This is a genomic window from Leuconostoc mesenteroides subsp. mesenteroides ATCC 8293 (assembly GCF_000014445.1).
Classification (GTDB): domain Bacteria; phylum Bacillota; class Bacilli; order Lactobacillales; family Lactobacillaceae; genus Leuconostoc; species Leuconostoc mesenteroides.
Map to the genome: position 1 here is coordinate 799,140 of NC_008531.1, position 15,089 is coordinate 814,228.

The 15,089-nt window shown below is 38.2% G+C and carries 9 protein-coding genes and 1 riboswitch; all 9 genes read left to right on the forward strand.

Annotation, left to right across the window (positions count from 1 at the left end; all coding sequences use genetic code 11):
* Positions 1-145: 145 nt before the first annotated feature.
* Positions 146-4,666 (forward strand): glutamate synthase large subunit, encoded by a 4,521-nt coding sequence (gltB, locus tag LEUM_RS03985; RefSeq protein ID WP_011679593.1) that lies wholly within the window; start codon positions 146-148, stop codon positions 4,664-4,666.
* Positions 4,667-4,676: 10 nt separating this feature from the next.
* Positions 4,677-6,131, forward strand: a complete 1,455-nt coding sequence (locus LEUM_RS03990; RefSeq protein ID WP_011679594.1) for a glutamate synthase subunit beta — start codon at positions 4,677-4,679, stop codon at positions 6,129-6,131.
* 296 nt (positions 6,132-6,427) lie between these two features.
* Positions 6,428-7,333, forward strand: a complete 906-nt coding sequence (locus LEUM_RS03995; protein ID WP_010288677.1) for a cation transporter — start codon at positions 6,428-6,430, stop codon at positions 7,331-7,333.
* Positions 7,334-7,352: 19 nt separating this feature from the next.
* On the forward strand, positions 7,353-8,312 hold the full coding sequence (locus tag LEUM_RS04000; protein WP_011679595.1) for a dimethylarginine dimethylaminohydrolase family protein: 960 nt from the start codon (positions 7,353-7,355) through the stop codon (positions 8,310-8,312).
* 121 nt (positions 8,313-8,433) lie between these two features.
* Positions 8,434-8,571: riboswitch (FMN riboswitch) on the forward strand.
* Between the two features lie 122 nt (positions 8,572-8,693).
* The gene (gene ribD, locus LEUM_RS04005; protein ID WP_011679596.1) at positions 8,694-9,728 is read left to right on the forward strand and encodes a bifunctional diaminohydroxyphosphoribosylaminopyrimidine deaminase/5-amino-6-(5-phosphoribosylamino)uracil reductase RibD; all 1,035 of its coding nucleotides are present in this window, start codon (positions 8,694-8,696) and stop codon (positions 9,726-9,728) included.
* A complete protein-coding gene (locus LEUM_RS04010) occupies positions 9,728-10,318 on the forward strand; it encodes a riboflavin synthase (protein WP_011679597.1) in 591 nt (196 codons plus the stop codon). Before ribD ends, LEUM_RS04010 begins: the two co-directional genes overlap by 1 nt.
* A 2-nt stretch (positions 10,319-10,320) precedes the next feature.
* The gene (locus LEUM_RS04015) at positions 10,321-11,514 is read left to right on the forward strand and encodes a bifunctional 3,4-dihydroxy-2-butanone-4-phosphate synthase/GTP cyclohydrolase II (protein ID WP_011679598.1); all 1,194 of its coding nucleotides are present in this window, start codon (positions 10,321-10,323) and stop codon (positions 11,512-11,514) included.
* 24 nt (positions 11,515-11,538) lie between these two features.
* Positions 11,539-12,009, forward strand: a complete 471-nt coding sequence (gene ribH / locus LEUM_RS04020; protein WP_011679599.1) for a 6,7-dimethyl-8-ribityllumazine synthase — start codon at positions 11,539-11,541, stop codon at positions 12,007-12,009.
* Positions 12,010-12,443: 434 nt separating this feature from the next.
* Complete coding sequence (locus LEUM_RS04025) at positions 12,444-15,083, forward strand: cation-translocating P-type ATPase (RefSeq protein WP_011679600.1); 2,640 nt, start codon at positions 12,444-12,446, stop codon at positions 15,081-15,083.
* Positions 15,084-15,089: the final 6 nt, after the last annotated feature.

Consider the following 15,089-nt stretch of genomic DNA (forward strand, 5'->3'; position numbering starts at 1 on the left):
ATATCAACGTTTATGAGTATTTTATTCCAAAATTATATCAAAAGATTAAAAAAATAAGAGTATAATTATAAAAAGTTTTAATTTTTTCCGTTTTGTGTTCAATATATGGTCAGCTTAAATTAAGATGAAATGTGGGTAAAAAAGAATGAAACAATCAAAACTTCGTGAGCAAATGGTGAAAAACGCGCCGCTCTGGGATGAGTCTCTCGAGCACGATGCCTGCGGTATGGGATTTATTGCGCAACGTTATGGGCAGTTTTCTCATGAACTTGTTGAACGCGCCATTACACTATTAACACGAATGAATCATCGAGGTGGCACAGGATCAGAGCCAGATACAGGGGATGGTGCAGGTCTATTGATGTCAATTCCTGACAAATTTTTTAGAAAAGTAGCAAGAATAGAGGGTATTACTTTACCACAATCAGGTGAATATGCTGTGGCAATGCTTTTTTTGCCGTTTGATACTGTGGCTAAGAATAAGGTTTTAGATAAAATAATTACTGAAATCAGTGCAGATGGTTTTGAGTACATTTTTGATCGAGATGTACCGTTTGATTTTGATGCTTGTGGTCCTACTGCTCAACAGGCTATGCCTGGATTTCGACAGATATTTATTAAGAAACCGCAGCATGTTGCTCTAGGAAGGGATTTTGATGACGCGTTGTATACACTACGCCGTCATTTAGAAGATACGATTTCAGACGAAGATATGTATATTGTTTCGTTATCGGCTAAAACGATTACCTATAAGGGGATGCTTCATGCTTACCAAGTTGGGCAGTTCTTTTTGGATTTACACGATGAAGATGTTGAGGCCAAAATAGCGCTAACTCATTCACGTTTTTCAACTAATACTTTCCCATCTTGGGACCGTGCACAGCCATTTCGTTTTTTGGCACATAATGGTGAGATTAATACTTTGCAAGGTGACGTTAATTGGATGAAAACGCATGGGGTTGCGATTTATAATGAAGAAAATTCCGACTCAGCCATGATGGAAAATACAATGGAACACTTGTATCGACATGGTCGCTCAATACCACAATCCCTATTAATGCTAGTGCCAGAAGCACATTCAAAAGAAGCGAATGTGTCAGATGAGTTGGCTGCCTTTACAGAATATAATGAATCATTTATGGCACCTTGGGACGGTCCAGCCGCTGTTGTTTTTACTGATGGCAACATTGTCGGTGCAAGATTGGATCGTAATGGGTTACGACCTTCACGTTATTTGGTGACGGACGACGGGTATGTTATTTTATCTTCTGAATCTGGGGTGGTTGATGTGCCCGCTAATTCAATTATCGAAAAAGGAGTGCTTGGACCTGCAAACATGATTCTTGTAGATACGACGACGGGAACCTTTACAAGGAATGAGGAATTGAAGCATCATTTTGCGACGCAATATCCTTATCGACAATGGCTCGATGAATACCAAGAAACATTGCAAGACCTACCAAATCAAAATTTATTAGAACAACGTTTAAATGATAAAGAACGGCTGACTCTTTTTAAACGCTTCGGATATACCCAAGAAGTGATTGATGGTGCAGTTTTGAAAATGGCTAATACTGGGCAAGAACCAACGGTTGCCATGGGTTATGACTCACCATTGGCAATCTTATCAGACAGGCCACAAGGATTATTTACTTTTTTTAAACAACAATTTGCGCAAGTGACCAACCCGCCAATTGATGCACTTCGTGAGCATTTAGTCATTGCAACACAAATGTATTTAGGCAGAGAAGTTGATTTTCAACGAGATTTACCAGAAAATGCTAGCAAGTTAAAAATTGACTCACCAATTCTTTCACCGGCTGATTTTGCTAAAATTGCACATATTTCCAATTCTAAACAAAAGGTTGCGCTTATCAAGCTGGCTTATAACTTAACCGGACTAGCAAATGGGCGATTGGAGCGTGCTCTAATTGGAATTAATCAGCAAGCCGATGCAGCGATTGCTTCTGGCGCAACAATTTTGATTCTATCTGATCGTGAGGTAACCAAAAATCAACTGACTGTACCGGCTCTTCTAGCTGTGTCCTCACTAAAAAATTATTTGGCGGCCAACGGAAACGCCACAAATGCTTCCATTGTATTAAACACTGCGGAAGCAATTGAAACCCATCATTTTGCAACGTTGGTTGGGTACGGTGCAGCCGCGATATATCCGCGTGGTGCTTACAGAATTTTAGAAGCATACGATATGAATGATGCAACACATCAAGAAAACTATCGTGTAGCTGCTGAAAAAGGTATCGTTAAGATTATGGCCAAAATGGGCATTTCTACGATTCAAGGCTATTATGGAGCGCAATTATTCGAAGCGATTGGTTTATCAAAAAATGTAGTTGATACCTACTTTACTGGTACACATTCACGAATTGGTGGTTTAGACTTAAATCAAATTGAGGAAGAATACTTAAAACGCTATACAACAGCGTATGACGAATCTCAAGACGACCCAATTCCTTCAGGTGGTGCTTATTCACTACGAGAAGATGGTGAATACCATCTATACAATCAAATGATGATGTATAAATTTCAAACGGCGGTTCGGACTGGAAATGAAGAACTCTTCAAGGAGTATGTGGCTGACATTCATGAAGCGGAGCATGAACATCCTGGCACTATCCGGTCAATGTGGGAGATTGTGCCTAATCGTCAACCCATTGACATTCATGAAGTAGAGCGTATTGAAAATATAGTGAAGCGATTTAAGGTTGGTGCCATGTCATTTGGTGCATTATCTCAAGAGGCTCATGAAACGATAGCTGAGGCAATGAACCGATTAGGCGCTAAGTCAAATTCTGGTGAAGGTGGTGAGAATAGGAAACGTTTTCACACAATTAAAAATTCTAAAATTAAGCAGGTTGCTTCCTCACGTTTTGGTGTTAACGCAGAATACTTGATGTCAGCCGAAGAAATTCAAATCAAAATGGCGCAAGGGGCCAAGCCTGGCGAAGGTGGACAACTAGCTGGAAATAAAGTATTTCCATGGATTGCCGAAACACGTGGTTCAACACCAGGGGTACGCTTAATTTCTCCGCCACCACATCACGATATCTATTCGATTGAGGATTTAAAGCAGTTAATATTTGACTTGAAAGCGGTTAACCCATATGCCAAAATCAATGTTAAATTAGTTTCCTCAACAGGTGTTGGTACGATTGCAACTGGTGCGGTGAAAGCTGGTGCTGATACGGTGACCGTTTCTGGATATGATGGTGGCACAGGGGCGGCGCCACGAAATTCGATTCGTGATGCTGGATTACCATGGGAATTAGGGTTAGCTGAAACACACCAAATTCTATCCGCTAATAAATTACGTCAGCGAATGACTTTAGAAACTGATGGCAAACTGTTGACTGGTAGAGATATAGCTATTGCCGCTATGCTTGGTGCGGAAGAGTTTTCATTTGCAACCTTATCAATGGTGGCTATAGGCTGTATTATGATGCGTGTTTGCCATTTAAATACTTGTCCAGTGGGCATTACTTCTCAAAATCCATTATTGCGTTCACGTTTCCAGGGAAAACCGGAAGATATCATAAATATGATGACCTTTTTGGCACAAGATTTACGCGAGTTAATGGCTGAATTAGGGTTCCGCACCTTGGAAGAAATGGTCGGACATACAGAACTGTTGAAAACTCGCTTTACAACGAACAAAAAGTATAAGTCACTTGATTTTTCGAACATGATTGGTCAAGTTATTCCAATAGCACGAAAAACAAAAGACCCATTCATTGCTAAGCGACAATGGCCAGAATTAGATATGGCTGCCAAAGCAGCCATTGATAACACACAAACATTAACGATGTCTGCACCAATTGATAATGTATCACGTGCTGTTGGCGCTCGGATGGGTGGTTGGATAGCAGAGCGTTATGGAAATACCAAATTATCACCAGGACTCCTTAGATATACGTATACTGGCTCTGCAGGGCAGTCTTTTGCAGCCTATACGACACAAGGAATGGAGCTTAAGGTCATTGGAGAAGCCAATGATTATGTTGGTAAGTCATTATCAGGTGCGCGTTTAATTGTAACGCCACCAAAAGATGCAGGATACGATACGAATAATTCACCAATTATCGGTAATGTTGCTTGTTTTGGTGGATTTGCTGGTGAGGCATATTTCCATGGCCGCGCGGGTGAGCGATTCTTTGTTCGCAACTCTGGCGTTTGTGGTGTTGTTGAAGGCGTTGGGGATCACGGTTGCGAATATATGACGGGTGGCGTTGCTGTCATTCTGGGTAAAATTGGTCGTAATTTTGCTGCTGGTATGTCGGGTGGTATTGCTTATATTTATGATCCAGATCATCAAGCGGCTGCTAATATTAATCTGGAAATGGTTGATCTTTTTGAGATAAATCAAACACATGGAGACGACGTATTGTATAGTTTACTTCAATCACATGCAGCGTACACTGACTCACAAAAAGCTAAAGATATTTTAGCGCATTTTGAGGATGAAAAGGCTAATTTTATTAAAGTATATCCAACCGAATATCATCAGGTTTTAAACATTATGAATAAATATGAAACCGAAGGATTTAGTGGATTGACTAAGGAACTCAAGGCTTTTAATGAACTGATGCCAGAATATGAACGAGTACCAGAAACTGAAGAAGAATTAGAAACATTATTATCGAAATGAGGTAATTATAATGGCTGATCCATTTGGCTTTCTCAAATATGAACGTGTTGATAATCCTTATCGTAAAATTACTGAACGTATTAAGGATTTCAATTACATGGCAGAACCACTAGCGTTTGATCAACGAGTCGAACAAGCTGCTCGATGTATGAACTGTGGTGTCCCTTATTGTCATATTGGTGCGTTGTACGGCAATAAAAGTAAACAAATGAGTGGTTGTCCAAATGACAATCTAATTCCGGAATGGAATGACCTCTTGTATCGAAAAGAGCTCCATCAAGCTTGGTTAAGATTGGCAAAAACAAATCCAATTCCTGAGTTTACTGGAAAAGTTTGTCCTGCGCCATGCGAAGTGTCGTGTAATGAGTTTTTGAATGGTGCAGGTGTGACAATCAAAGACAATGAAGATTTTATTGTTGAATATGCTTTTGCGCATGGCTGGGTAGTTCCAGAAGGATTACCAGAACAGCGAACTGGTAAAAAAATTGCAGTCATCGGCTCCGGGCCAGCAGGGATTACAGCAGCTTGGCGCTTAAATCAATTGGGCCATGAGGTCACTATTTTTGAAAAAGATGAACGTTTAGGTGGCCTTTTAATGTATGGCATTCCAAACATGAAATTAGAAAAGTGGGTTGTTGATCGTCGTTTTAAAGTCATGTCAGAAGTCGGTATCAAATTTAAAGTTAATACAACGATTGGAGAGGATATTACTAAGGAACAATTAGACGCTGATTTTGATAAAGTCATTGTTGCTACTGGCGCATCGGTTGCACGAGATGTAGATGTACCCGGACGTGATTTGAAAGGAATTGATTTTGCACTACCATTTCTAAGCCAGACAACCAAAAATGTATTAAAAAACGGTACGACTACATTTGAAAAAACATTATCTAATCAGCAGGTGATTGTGATTGGTTCTGGTGACACGGCGACAGATTGTATTGCAACAGCGATTCGGCTAGGTGCAGAAAATGTAACACAGTTTGATTATCATACTGAAAAGCCGACAGATCGTACGACACCTTGGCCGGAATATCCATGGCAAAAGCAAATTAGTTATGGGCAGGCGGAAGCCATGGACACAGTTAACCAGGAATTAATACCTTATCAAACGCAAACAGTAGAATTTTTAGGTAATTCATTTGGAGAAGTAACTGGCGTTCGAACTGTTTTGATTGATGCCAATAAGCAAGTGATTTCGAATTCGGAAAAAGACTATTCTGCTGATTTGGTATTGGTTGCAGTAGGATTTACAGGTCTCAATACGAAAATATTAAATGATTTGGATATTACTCGCCTGAATGTCATGGGGACAACAAACCAAGAGAATTATATGGTAGCGGGTGATGCTAATACTGGTGCTAATTTGGTTATCACTGCTATTCATGACGCTCGTTTAGTGGCCGAGTTGGTTGATGCAAAACTTCAAAGTTTTGCTGATCGTTTTTCAGTTAAAGTAAATTAGCTAACGAATTAAAAATATTTTTCTTGTAAGCATTATTTTGATAGAATAATGCTTTTTTGAGTGTTCTTTATATCATTTTAAATACATGTTGCATCTAAAATCTATTGACAGGTTAAGTGAATTACTGTAAAGTGATTAACTAAGGTAATTACTTTAGTTAATCAAATGCGCAGAAAGAGGTATCGAATCCTAATTCAATTATATAAGATTCAATTTTAAAATAGTCAGCAACTGTGTAGAAGTGCATAGGCAGTTCGCGAAGCGAGAAAACAATTAAATTAATACGGAAAAATATTATGACTCAAAAAAAGATTGAGCAACGTGCATTTATGGTCGGACTTGCGATGAATTTGCTGATGGGCAGTTTGGGAATTGTTGTTTATTATATTACCCAGATTCAAGCGTTGTTCGTAGATAGTTACTTTACAATAATAACACTGGTTTCTGGAATCGCTGCAATTACGATTTCAAAGTATAGTGCCAGAACAAGTGAGCGTTTTCCAAATGGTCACTTCATGTTTGAACCAATGTATGCTGCTTTTAAATCAATGATGACACTGATTTTGTTAACGGCCTCCACTATTCAAGTAAGTCAAAAAGCATATCAATATTTCGTTTACCATAAAGGGGATGTATTAAACTTAACGCCGATCATTCCATATGAAATCATTATGGTCATATTATGTTTAACGATATCTTTGTTTTATAGTCGGCAAAATCGAAAAATTGGTCGTGCTAGTACGATGCTATCTGCAGAATCCAAAAGTACGCGAATTGATTCAATCATGTGTGGGGGGATTGGGTTAGCAGCCTTTCTAGTTTTATTGATTCCAAAAAATTCAATCCTAGGGTTCTTGCTATACACGGGTGATTTCTTTGTGACGGTAATACTAGTCTTATTTTCAATTACAACGCCGGTTAAAGTACTAAAAAATGCATTCATTGAAATCTGTGGCGGCCGGTTAATTGATGAAAACATTCAGAATGAATTTGAAGCATGCCTTAGAAAACACTTTGGAAAAGAAGTCATATTAACTGGCTGTCATATTTATAAAACGGGCATGTATTTTTCAGTTAAGGTGATGATTGATATTGTCGATGACGAAATTGGGACAGGATTGTTACGTGATAAAAAAGTCCGTATTTTAGAAGAACTTAAAGCATGTTATGAGTTTGTACATTTAGAGTTTGTGTATGCTTAAAAGAAAAAGGGGAAATCAAATGAAAATCAATGTTTATAACGAATATGATCCATTAAAAGAAGTCATTATTGGGGATGCAACAAAGCTATATTTTCCAGATACGCATGAAATAGAGCAGGAAGAACATACTGCAAAATGGAAACAATTTATGACAAAACATATTTATACTCTTTTGCGAGGTAAAAAAGTTCCGAGTTTCCTTGCTAAAAAATTTCAACGAGAATTAGCAGAATTCCAACGAATTTTGGAAACACATGGTGTCAAGGTACACCATGTTGATTCGGTAACCCCAACAAAGCTAGATCCCTATGGAATGGGGCAAATGTATGCACGAGATAGTGCTATGAGCGTTGGAGAACATTTTATTGAAGGAAATGTTCAAATTGAAATGCGAAAAATTGAACGACGTGGGTATCAAAGAATTGTTGCAGCTATTAACGATAAGAATCAGGTGCACACGTTAAATCAAAAGGATAAAATATATCTGGAGGGTGGTGACGTTATCGTTAACTATCCTTATGTATTCGTCGGCATTGGTAAATATGCTAGTAATGAAGCTGGTGCAAAATGGCTACAAAGTATTTTAGACAAGGACTATGAGAATGAAATCGTCGATAAACCGTGGAAAGTAGTACCAGTGTATTTGAATGATGATGCAATTTTGCACTTGGATTGTTGTATGACCATTATTGGTCCAAAAACTGCTATTATCCATAAACCTGTCTTAAAAGACTTACCGAAAGAACTGGTCGATTATAAATTTATTGATATTGATGCAAAAACCAGAAAAGAGATGGGTGGGAATGTTTTAGTTATTGGGCCTAAAAAAGTTATTGTGCAAAAAAGACATACAGCGTTGCAAGAGGCTTTAAAAAATGAAGGTTATACGGTCATCCCTATCGTGTTTACATGGCATTCACTATTAGACGGTGCACTAAGATGTGCATCATGCCCGTTAGTGAGAGAAAAAAATGAGTAAAAAGGGTGTTTAGGGCGACTTTTTACTTTTTTGCTGTCTACAGAATAAGAATTAAAAAGCGTAAAAAATATTTTTGATTGACATTGTAGAATTCTAATGATAAATTAGTTTTGTTAAATAATTTAATCTTCGGGGCAGGGTGTAATTCCCGACCGACGGTGATGGTGAATAACCTCAGTCCGTGACCCGCGATATTTTCGCGGTTGACACAGTGAAATTCTGTGACCGACAGTTAAAGTCTGGATGGGAGAAGATTTGAAATAGTTTAGACGATGCTTTTTTAGATTGTCTAGGTTTTTTGAATTAATCTAAACTACTATAAACCCGATGTGTATTTTTAACGCATCGGGTTTTTTGTCCTGAAAAATTCAGGAGGTAAGTATGAATGATTTAACATGGATGAAGCTCGCTGCAGATGAGGCAATTCGAGCAATGCCGTATCAAACTTTTGAAAATCCTAGGGTTGGTGCAGTAATTGTTAAAGATGGTCAGGTTATCACGACAGGATATCATGAAAAGTTTGGTGAAGCGCATGCTGAAATAAATGCTTTTAATCGTGTCAAAAACAAGACCGAATTTTTAGGTGCTACGCTTTATGTCACTTTGGAGCCGTGTTCCACGCAGGGAAAAGTAGGCTCTTGTGCAGTTCAAATTCAAAATTGGGGACTGAAGCGTGTGGTTGTTGGTAGCATTGATCCGAATCCGTCAACAAATGGAAAGGGAATTAAAATGCTAAGATCAGCTGGTATCACTGTCGATGTTTTGAATACAGTTGAAAATAAAGAGATCAACCCTGCATTTCATTATTTTTATACCACACGACTACCATATGTTCAGTTGAAACTTGCCATGTCTCAAAACGGATTTGTTGCTGAAAAATTTGGAAAACGAAAAAAACTGACTGATGAGCTAGCTGATACTGATGTACACCGAGAGCGTGCAACTAGAAGTGCAATAATGATTGGCAGCGAGACCATGATCACAGATCAACCAATGTTAACTGTACGGCACATCAATATCAGTCATAAACAACCATTGAGAGTTGTTATTGATCGTCGTGGACGGTTGCAAAATACAAACTTTGATTTTTCAAATAATTGGCTGATATATACGGAAAATGTTCTATTTTCAAAACAGCATTCTTATGTCAAATTAATGTCTGGTGCGCTTAAAGATATATTAATAGATTTAGCCAAACAAAATATTCAATCTGTGATGGTTGAAGGCGGACCAAGTTTGATTCACTCATTTTTGAAAGAAAACTTGTGGCAAGAAATGCTAATTTATACAACAGATAAAGTATTATCTAAAGATAGTCTGAAAGGAATATCTGTTAGCCAAAAGCCTAAAAATGAAGTGCAAGTTGGCAATGCTGTCAAAAAAGTCTATATCAATCATCAAGGGGGAACGCAATAATGTTTACAGGTATTACACAAGAAGTTGGTCGTTTAATAAGCATTTATCAGCGTAATGACAAAGAAATGCGCTTGAAAATTGCTGCATCCGAGGACTATTTTTCTGATAGCAGAGTAGGCGATAGCATTATGGTTGATGGCGTTTGTTTAACAATTAATCAGCTAGAATCAAATTATGCTGAATTCGATATTATGGTACCGACTTTTGAAACGACCATTGTTAAATTCTATCAAGTTGGGCAAAAAGTAAACTTGGAGAAAGCACTTTTAGTTTCCAACCGATTTGATGGTCACTTTGTTCTAGGTCATGTAGATCAGACAGCTGAAGTAGTCAAAAAAGAGTACAGTGAAGAAACCACATTGTTAACTTTTAAATTAGCAGACCGTCAACAAATAAATCAAATCGTCAATAAAGGTTCAGTTACTATTTCAGGTGTGAGCCTAACCATTGTTCAAGCGAGAGAAGATGTATTTCAAGTTGGTCTAATACCACTTACATTAACCAAGACAACTTTGGGATTATTGCATGAACGAGATTTGGTAAATGTTGAAACTGATATTTTGGCGAAATATTTAATGAAAGGAAAGTAATAATGACAAGTACTACAGAAAAAGTTAAAACAGCAGTTAAAGAGTTGAAAAAGGGTAAGCTGATTATTTTGAGCGATGACAAAAAAAGAGAACATGAAGGAGATTTGGTCGGTTTAGCATCATTTGTGACGGCAGCTACGGTCAATGAAGCCCTTTCAATTGCAAGGGGTGTTCTAGCTGTACCAATCACTAAATCTCGTGCTGATGAACTCGGGTTAGACCAAATGACGACGCATAATTCTGAAAAATTTGGGACAAAGTTCACTGTGAGCGTTGATCATATTGACAGCACGACGGGTGTTTCTGCGTATGAACGTGCTGCCACAATCAAAAATTTAGCTAATCTAAGTACAACATCTGTTGACTTTGAGACGCCTGGTCATATTTTCCCATTAGTCGCTGAAGATGGTGGCGTACTGACAAGACAGGGACATACAGAAGGGGCTGTTGAGTTAGCTAAAATAGCTGGTGTGCCGCCTGTGGCGTATATAATAGAAATTTTGGCACAAGACGGAAAAATGGCTCGAGAAAAAGAACTTAAAGAATTAGCGAAAAAACACGATATATTTCAATTATCAATGCAGGATCTAATTAATTACCGAGAAGACCAAAAACAAGCAGGTATTGACGAGGGACCAACGGTATATTTACCAACTCAATACGGTGATTTTCATTTGACGGAGTTTAGCGTGAATGATGAAGAAAAATCTGATTTGCTTATTCAAAGCAGTCGAAGTTTTGATCAAATTCCCTTAGTTCGCTTACACTCCGAGTGTTTAACCGGCGAAATATTTGGTTCACAACGTTGTGAATGCGGTCCTCAACTGAGAGAAGCGCTCAAAACAATAAATAAGCAAGGTGGGGCTCTTGTTTATCTTCGTCAAGAAGGTCGTGGTATTGGACTTCATGAAAAACTAAAAAGTTATGTGTTGCAAGAAAATAAGTTTGATACGTATGATGCGAATGTTCACTTAGGGCATTTGCCGGATGAACGGGACTATAAAAAGGCTGCCAAAATTTTGAAAATATCAGGATTAACCAAAATTCGCTTATTAACGAATAATCCGGATAAAGTACAGTCGTTAATTGACGAAGGTATTGAGGTTATTGAACAGGTACCCTTAATTACGGGCATTAATGATAAGAATGAACAATATATGCAAACAAAAAAGGAAAAATTTAATCACAAGCTGTGATTGACATTAAGAAGGTAAATAAAAATGATTTATAAAGCTAAGTTAATTGATCAAACAAATAAAAAAATTGCAATTGTGGCCAGCAAGTTTAATGATTTAATTGTTAAACAACTTATTTCTGGCGCGCAAGAATCTCTAGAAATGCATGGTATTGATGAGAGTAATATTGATATTATTTGGGTACCAGGAGCTTTGGAAATTCCAATGGTTGCGAAAAGAATAGCGCAGGTTCAAAAATATGATGGTATTGTAACACTAGGTGCTGTAATAAAAGGAGACACAGATCATTATGACCTTGTTATTAATGGTGTTGCTAACGGCATTTCTCAAATAAGTTTAAGTACAGATGTACCAATTGTTTTTGGGGTGTTGACTACAGATACTTTAGAGCAAGCACAGCAACGGTCAGGTGCCAAATCAGGAAACAAAGGGGCCGAAGTTGCACTCAGTTTGTTGGAGCTTATTAATATCTTTGAGCAAATAAAATCCATTTGATAAGCGTTTCTCATATTGCGGATATTGTTTTCATTTTCTATTCTTTTTTTTACGTATAATACAGCGTTTGTTCAGTTATGTTACAATAGAAGTATCATACTAATTAGATAAGAATAATCATTTTTATTCTTCTTTTATCATATTCTCATATATCATGAGAGAATAAATTTTGACAGCGAAGAGCGTAACTGAGTTACGTAGAGACATACAATGACTAATTTAAGATGGAAATGATTCATTTTTATCTATAAAGCGCAATGATCAATCAAGTGAGTGTTAGGGACTTCGCTTGAATTGATCATTATTGTTGCGCTTGTTCTTGAATAGTATGCAACTGCCAACACGAACACGCTGGGAAAAACGTGTCGTGGCCACATTTTATCATGTGGTTTTATAATCTTTCCATAAGCAGTAAACAAAAAGGAGGACACTAAATGGAAGCATTCCGAAGAGGTGTTAAGGAAACAATCGCATCGCATCACGTTGATATGGGGAAAGGCTTAGATGCTGAGCAAGTTTCTAAAAATCGTGAAGAATATGGTGCCAACGTTTTTGTAGCTGAAAAAAAAGTTTCATTGTTGAAAAAAATCTTAATCAGCCTAAATGATGTTGCTACAATTATCTTGCTAATTGCAGCAGTTATTTCGTTTGTTGCTACATACTTAGAAGATACTGGGAACTATTTTGAAAGTCTCTTAATTATTGGTATTGTCGTTATTAACTCGGTCTTATCAATCGTTCAGGAAGGAAAAGCTGAAGATTCATTAGCAGCCTTGCAAAATCTCAATCGAACGCAAGTTAAAGTTTTACGTGATGGACAGATAGAACAGATTGACGCGGATGATGTTGTGCTTGGTGATGTATTGGTTGTCGAAAATGGTAGCGCAATCGCCGCTGATGCCCGGTTAATTGAGGCTATTGAGCTTCAAGCTGAAGAGTCTGCTTTAACAGGTGAAAGTTTGCCGGTTGAAAAGAATGCAGATGCCACGTTTAAACCAGACGATGAAGTTGGTCTTGGAGAACGAATTACGATGGTATATCGTGGGACGACGATTGTTAACGGTCATGGACGAGCAATTGTTACAGCCGTTGGTATGCAGACTGAAATGGGTAAAATTGCAAGTCTACTTAGTAATGAGTCAAAAATTCCACTAACACCATTGCAACGACGTTTAGTTCAATTAGGAAAAAATATCTCTTGGGTAGCTATAGGTGCCGCAGTGGTTGTGCTTGGGCTAGGTATTTACCAGGGCATGGATTTGAAGCATATCTTTTTGACAGCAATTTCGCTGGCCGTTGCGGTTGTTCCAGAAACATTAGCAGTAATTGTTACAATGACGCTGGCGCTTGGCGTCCAACGAATCGCACAAAAGCATGCGATTATTCGACGGTTACCAGCAGTAGAAACCTTGGGAACAACGAATGTTATTGCTTCCGATAAAACGGGTACATTAACGCAAAATAAGATGACTGTTCGAAGGGTGTGGCAAGATGAACAGGATCATTTGACTAATATTGCAGATGGATTGGACGATGCTACTAAGGAAGTGTTATCTTTGGCAGCCATATCAACCAATGTTTCGGTTAAAACTGTTGAGGGACAGACTGTTTATGATGGTCTACCAACAGAAGTAGCGTTAGTAAGAGCTATTGATAAAGAAGCGACACGGGAAGAGTTGTTAGAAAAGTATCCGCTAGTCGAACAGATACCGTTTAATTCGACGAAAAAAAGAATGACCACCGTCCATAAGCAACCAGAAGGTGGCTACATTGCGATTACCAAAGGTGCATTTGATGTTTTGCTTCCAATGATTAAGCATGGAAATCGTGATAAAGCTGAAAGTGTTAACAAAACTTTCGGTGGACAGGCATTACGTGTTCTGACGATTGCTAAAAGAACATTTGATGTTATGCCGGAAGCGCCAACACAAGAATTTTATGAACAAGATTTGACATTGGTGGGGCTAGTTGGTATTATCGATCCGCCACGCCCAGAATCGGCACCAGCAGTTGAAAAGGCTCGTCTTGCAGGTGTTAGAACAATTATGATTACCGGAGATCACGTTGAAACGGCTAGTGCAATTGCACGTGAAATTGGCATTTTACGTAATAGGGATAAAACAATTACAGGTTCAGAGTTAGCTAAATTATCAGACAAAGAGCTAGATGGTAATGTCCAGAAGTACAGCGTATATGCCCGTGTAACACCAACTGACAAAATTAGAATTATTAAATCATGGCAACGTCAAGATGCAACCATTGCGATGACTGGAGATGGTGTCAACGATGCTCCAGCATTAAAAGCAGCAGATGTTGGTATTTCGATGGGTGAGACAGGGACAGATGTTGCCCGTGAAGCTTCGGACATCATTTTGACAGACGATAATTTTGCGACGATTATTAATGCTATTTCTGAAGGACGTGGTGTTTATGTTAAAGTTCGAAAGACAATTAATTTCTTATTAAGTGCCAATATATCCGAGTTATTAGTGATCTTGATAGCCATGTTGCTGGGGTGGGGCTCGCCATTGCTACCCGTACATCTGTTGTTCATTAACCTGGTATCAGATGGTTTGCCAGGATTTGCTCTTAGTCGTGAGCCAATGTTAACCAACGTTATGAACGAACCGCCGATGCCTAAAAATACTAAGTTATTTGCACAAGGGTTAGGTCGTCAAATCGGCTTAAATGCTGCTTTATTTGCGATTGTTACCTTGGCAGCTATATGGGTTGGGCAAAATGTTGCCTTTGGTGGTTTGCAAGCTAACGAACAAATTGGTCAAACAATGGCTTTCACCATTCTGTCATTGACTTCTATATTCCACGTGTTCAATATTCGTTCAGAAAAGACGCTTTTTGCTATTAGTTATCGTGCGAATCCTTCGTTAGTTAACATGGCAATTTTAGCGACAGTAATTACCTTGGTGATTACGTTAATACCATTTACACAGACGTTATTTGGTTTAACGGCGCTTTCATTAGGACATTGGATTGTGATTATAGTTCTTTCTTTAGCACCTACAATCGTTATTGAGTTGTTGAAGTATGTACGCCCAACATTGTTTAAAGTGTGATAAATG

Bases quoted from the DNA above. Each gene is read 5' to 3' on its own strand.
- gltB (WP_011679593.1), top strand. From the start codon at position 146: ATGAAACAATCAAAACTTCGTGAGCAAATGGTGAAAAACGCGCCGCTC.
- LEUM_RS04015 (WP_011679598.1), top strand. From the start codon at position 10,321: ATGACAAGTACTACAGAAAAAGTTAAAACAGCAGTTAAAGAGTTGAAA.
- LEUM_RS03990 (WP_011679594.1), top strand. From the start codon at position 4,677: ATGGCTGATCCATTTGGCTTTCTCAAATATGAACGTGTTGATAATCCT.
- LEUM_RS03995 (WP_010288677.1), top strand. From the start codon at position 6,428: ATGACTCAAAAAAAGATTGAGCAACGTGCATTTATGGTCGGACTTGCG.
- ribD (WP_011679596.1), top strand. From the start codon at position 8,694: ATGAATGATTTAACATGGATGAAGCTCGCTGCAGATGAGGCAATTCGA.
- LEUM_RS04010 (WP_011679597.1), top strand. From the start codon at position 9,728: ATGTTTACAGGTATTACACAAGAAGTTGGTCGTTTAATAAGCATTTAT.
- LEUM_RS04025 (WP_011679600.1), top strand. From the start codon at position 12,444: ATGGAAGCATTCCGAAGAGGTGTTAAGGAAACAATCGCATCGCATCAC.
- ribH (WP_011679599.1), top strand. From the start codon at position 11,539: ATGATTTATAAAGCTAAGTTAATTGATCAAACAAATAAAAAAATTGCA.
- LEUM_RS04000 (WP_011679595.1), top strand. From the start codon at position 7,353: ATGAAAATCAATGTTTATAACGAATATGATCCATTAAAAGAAGTCATT.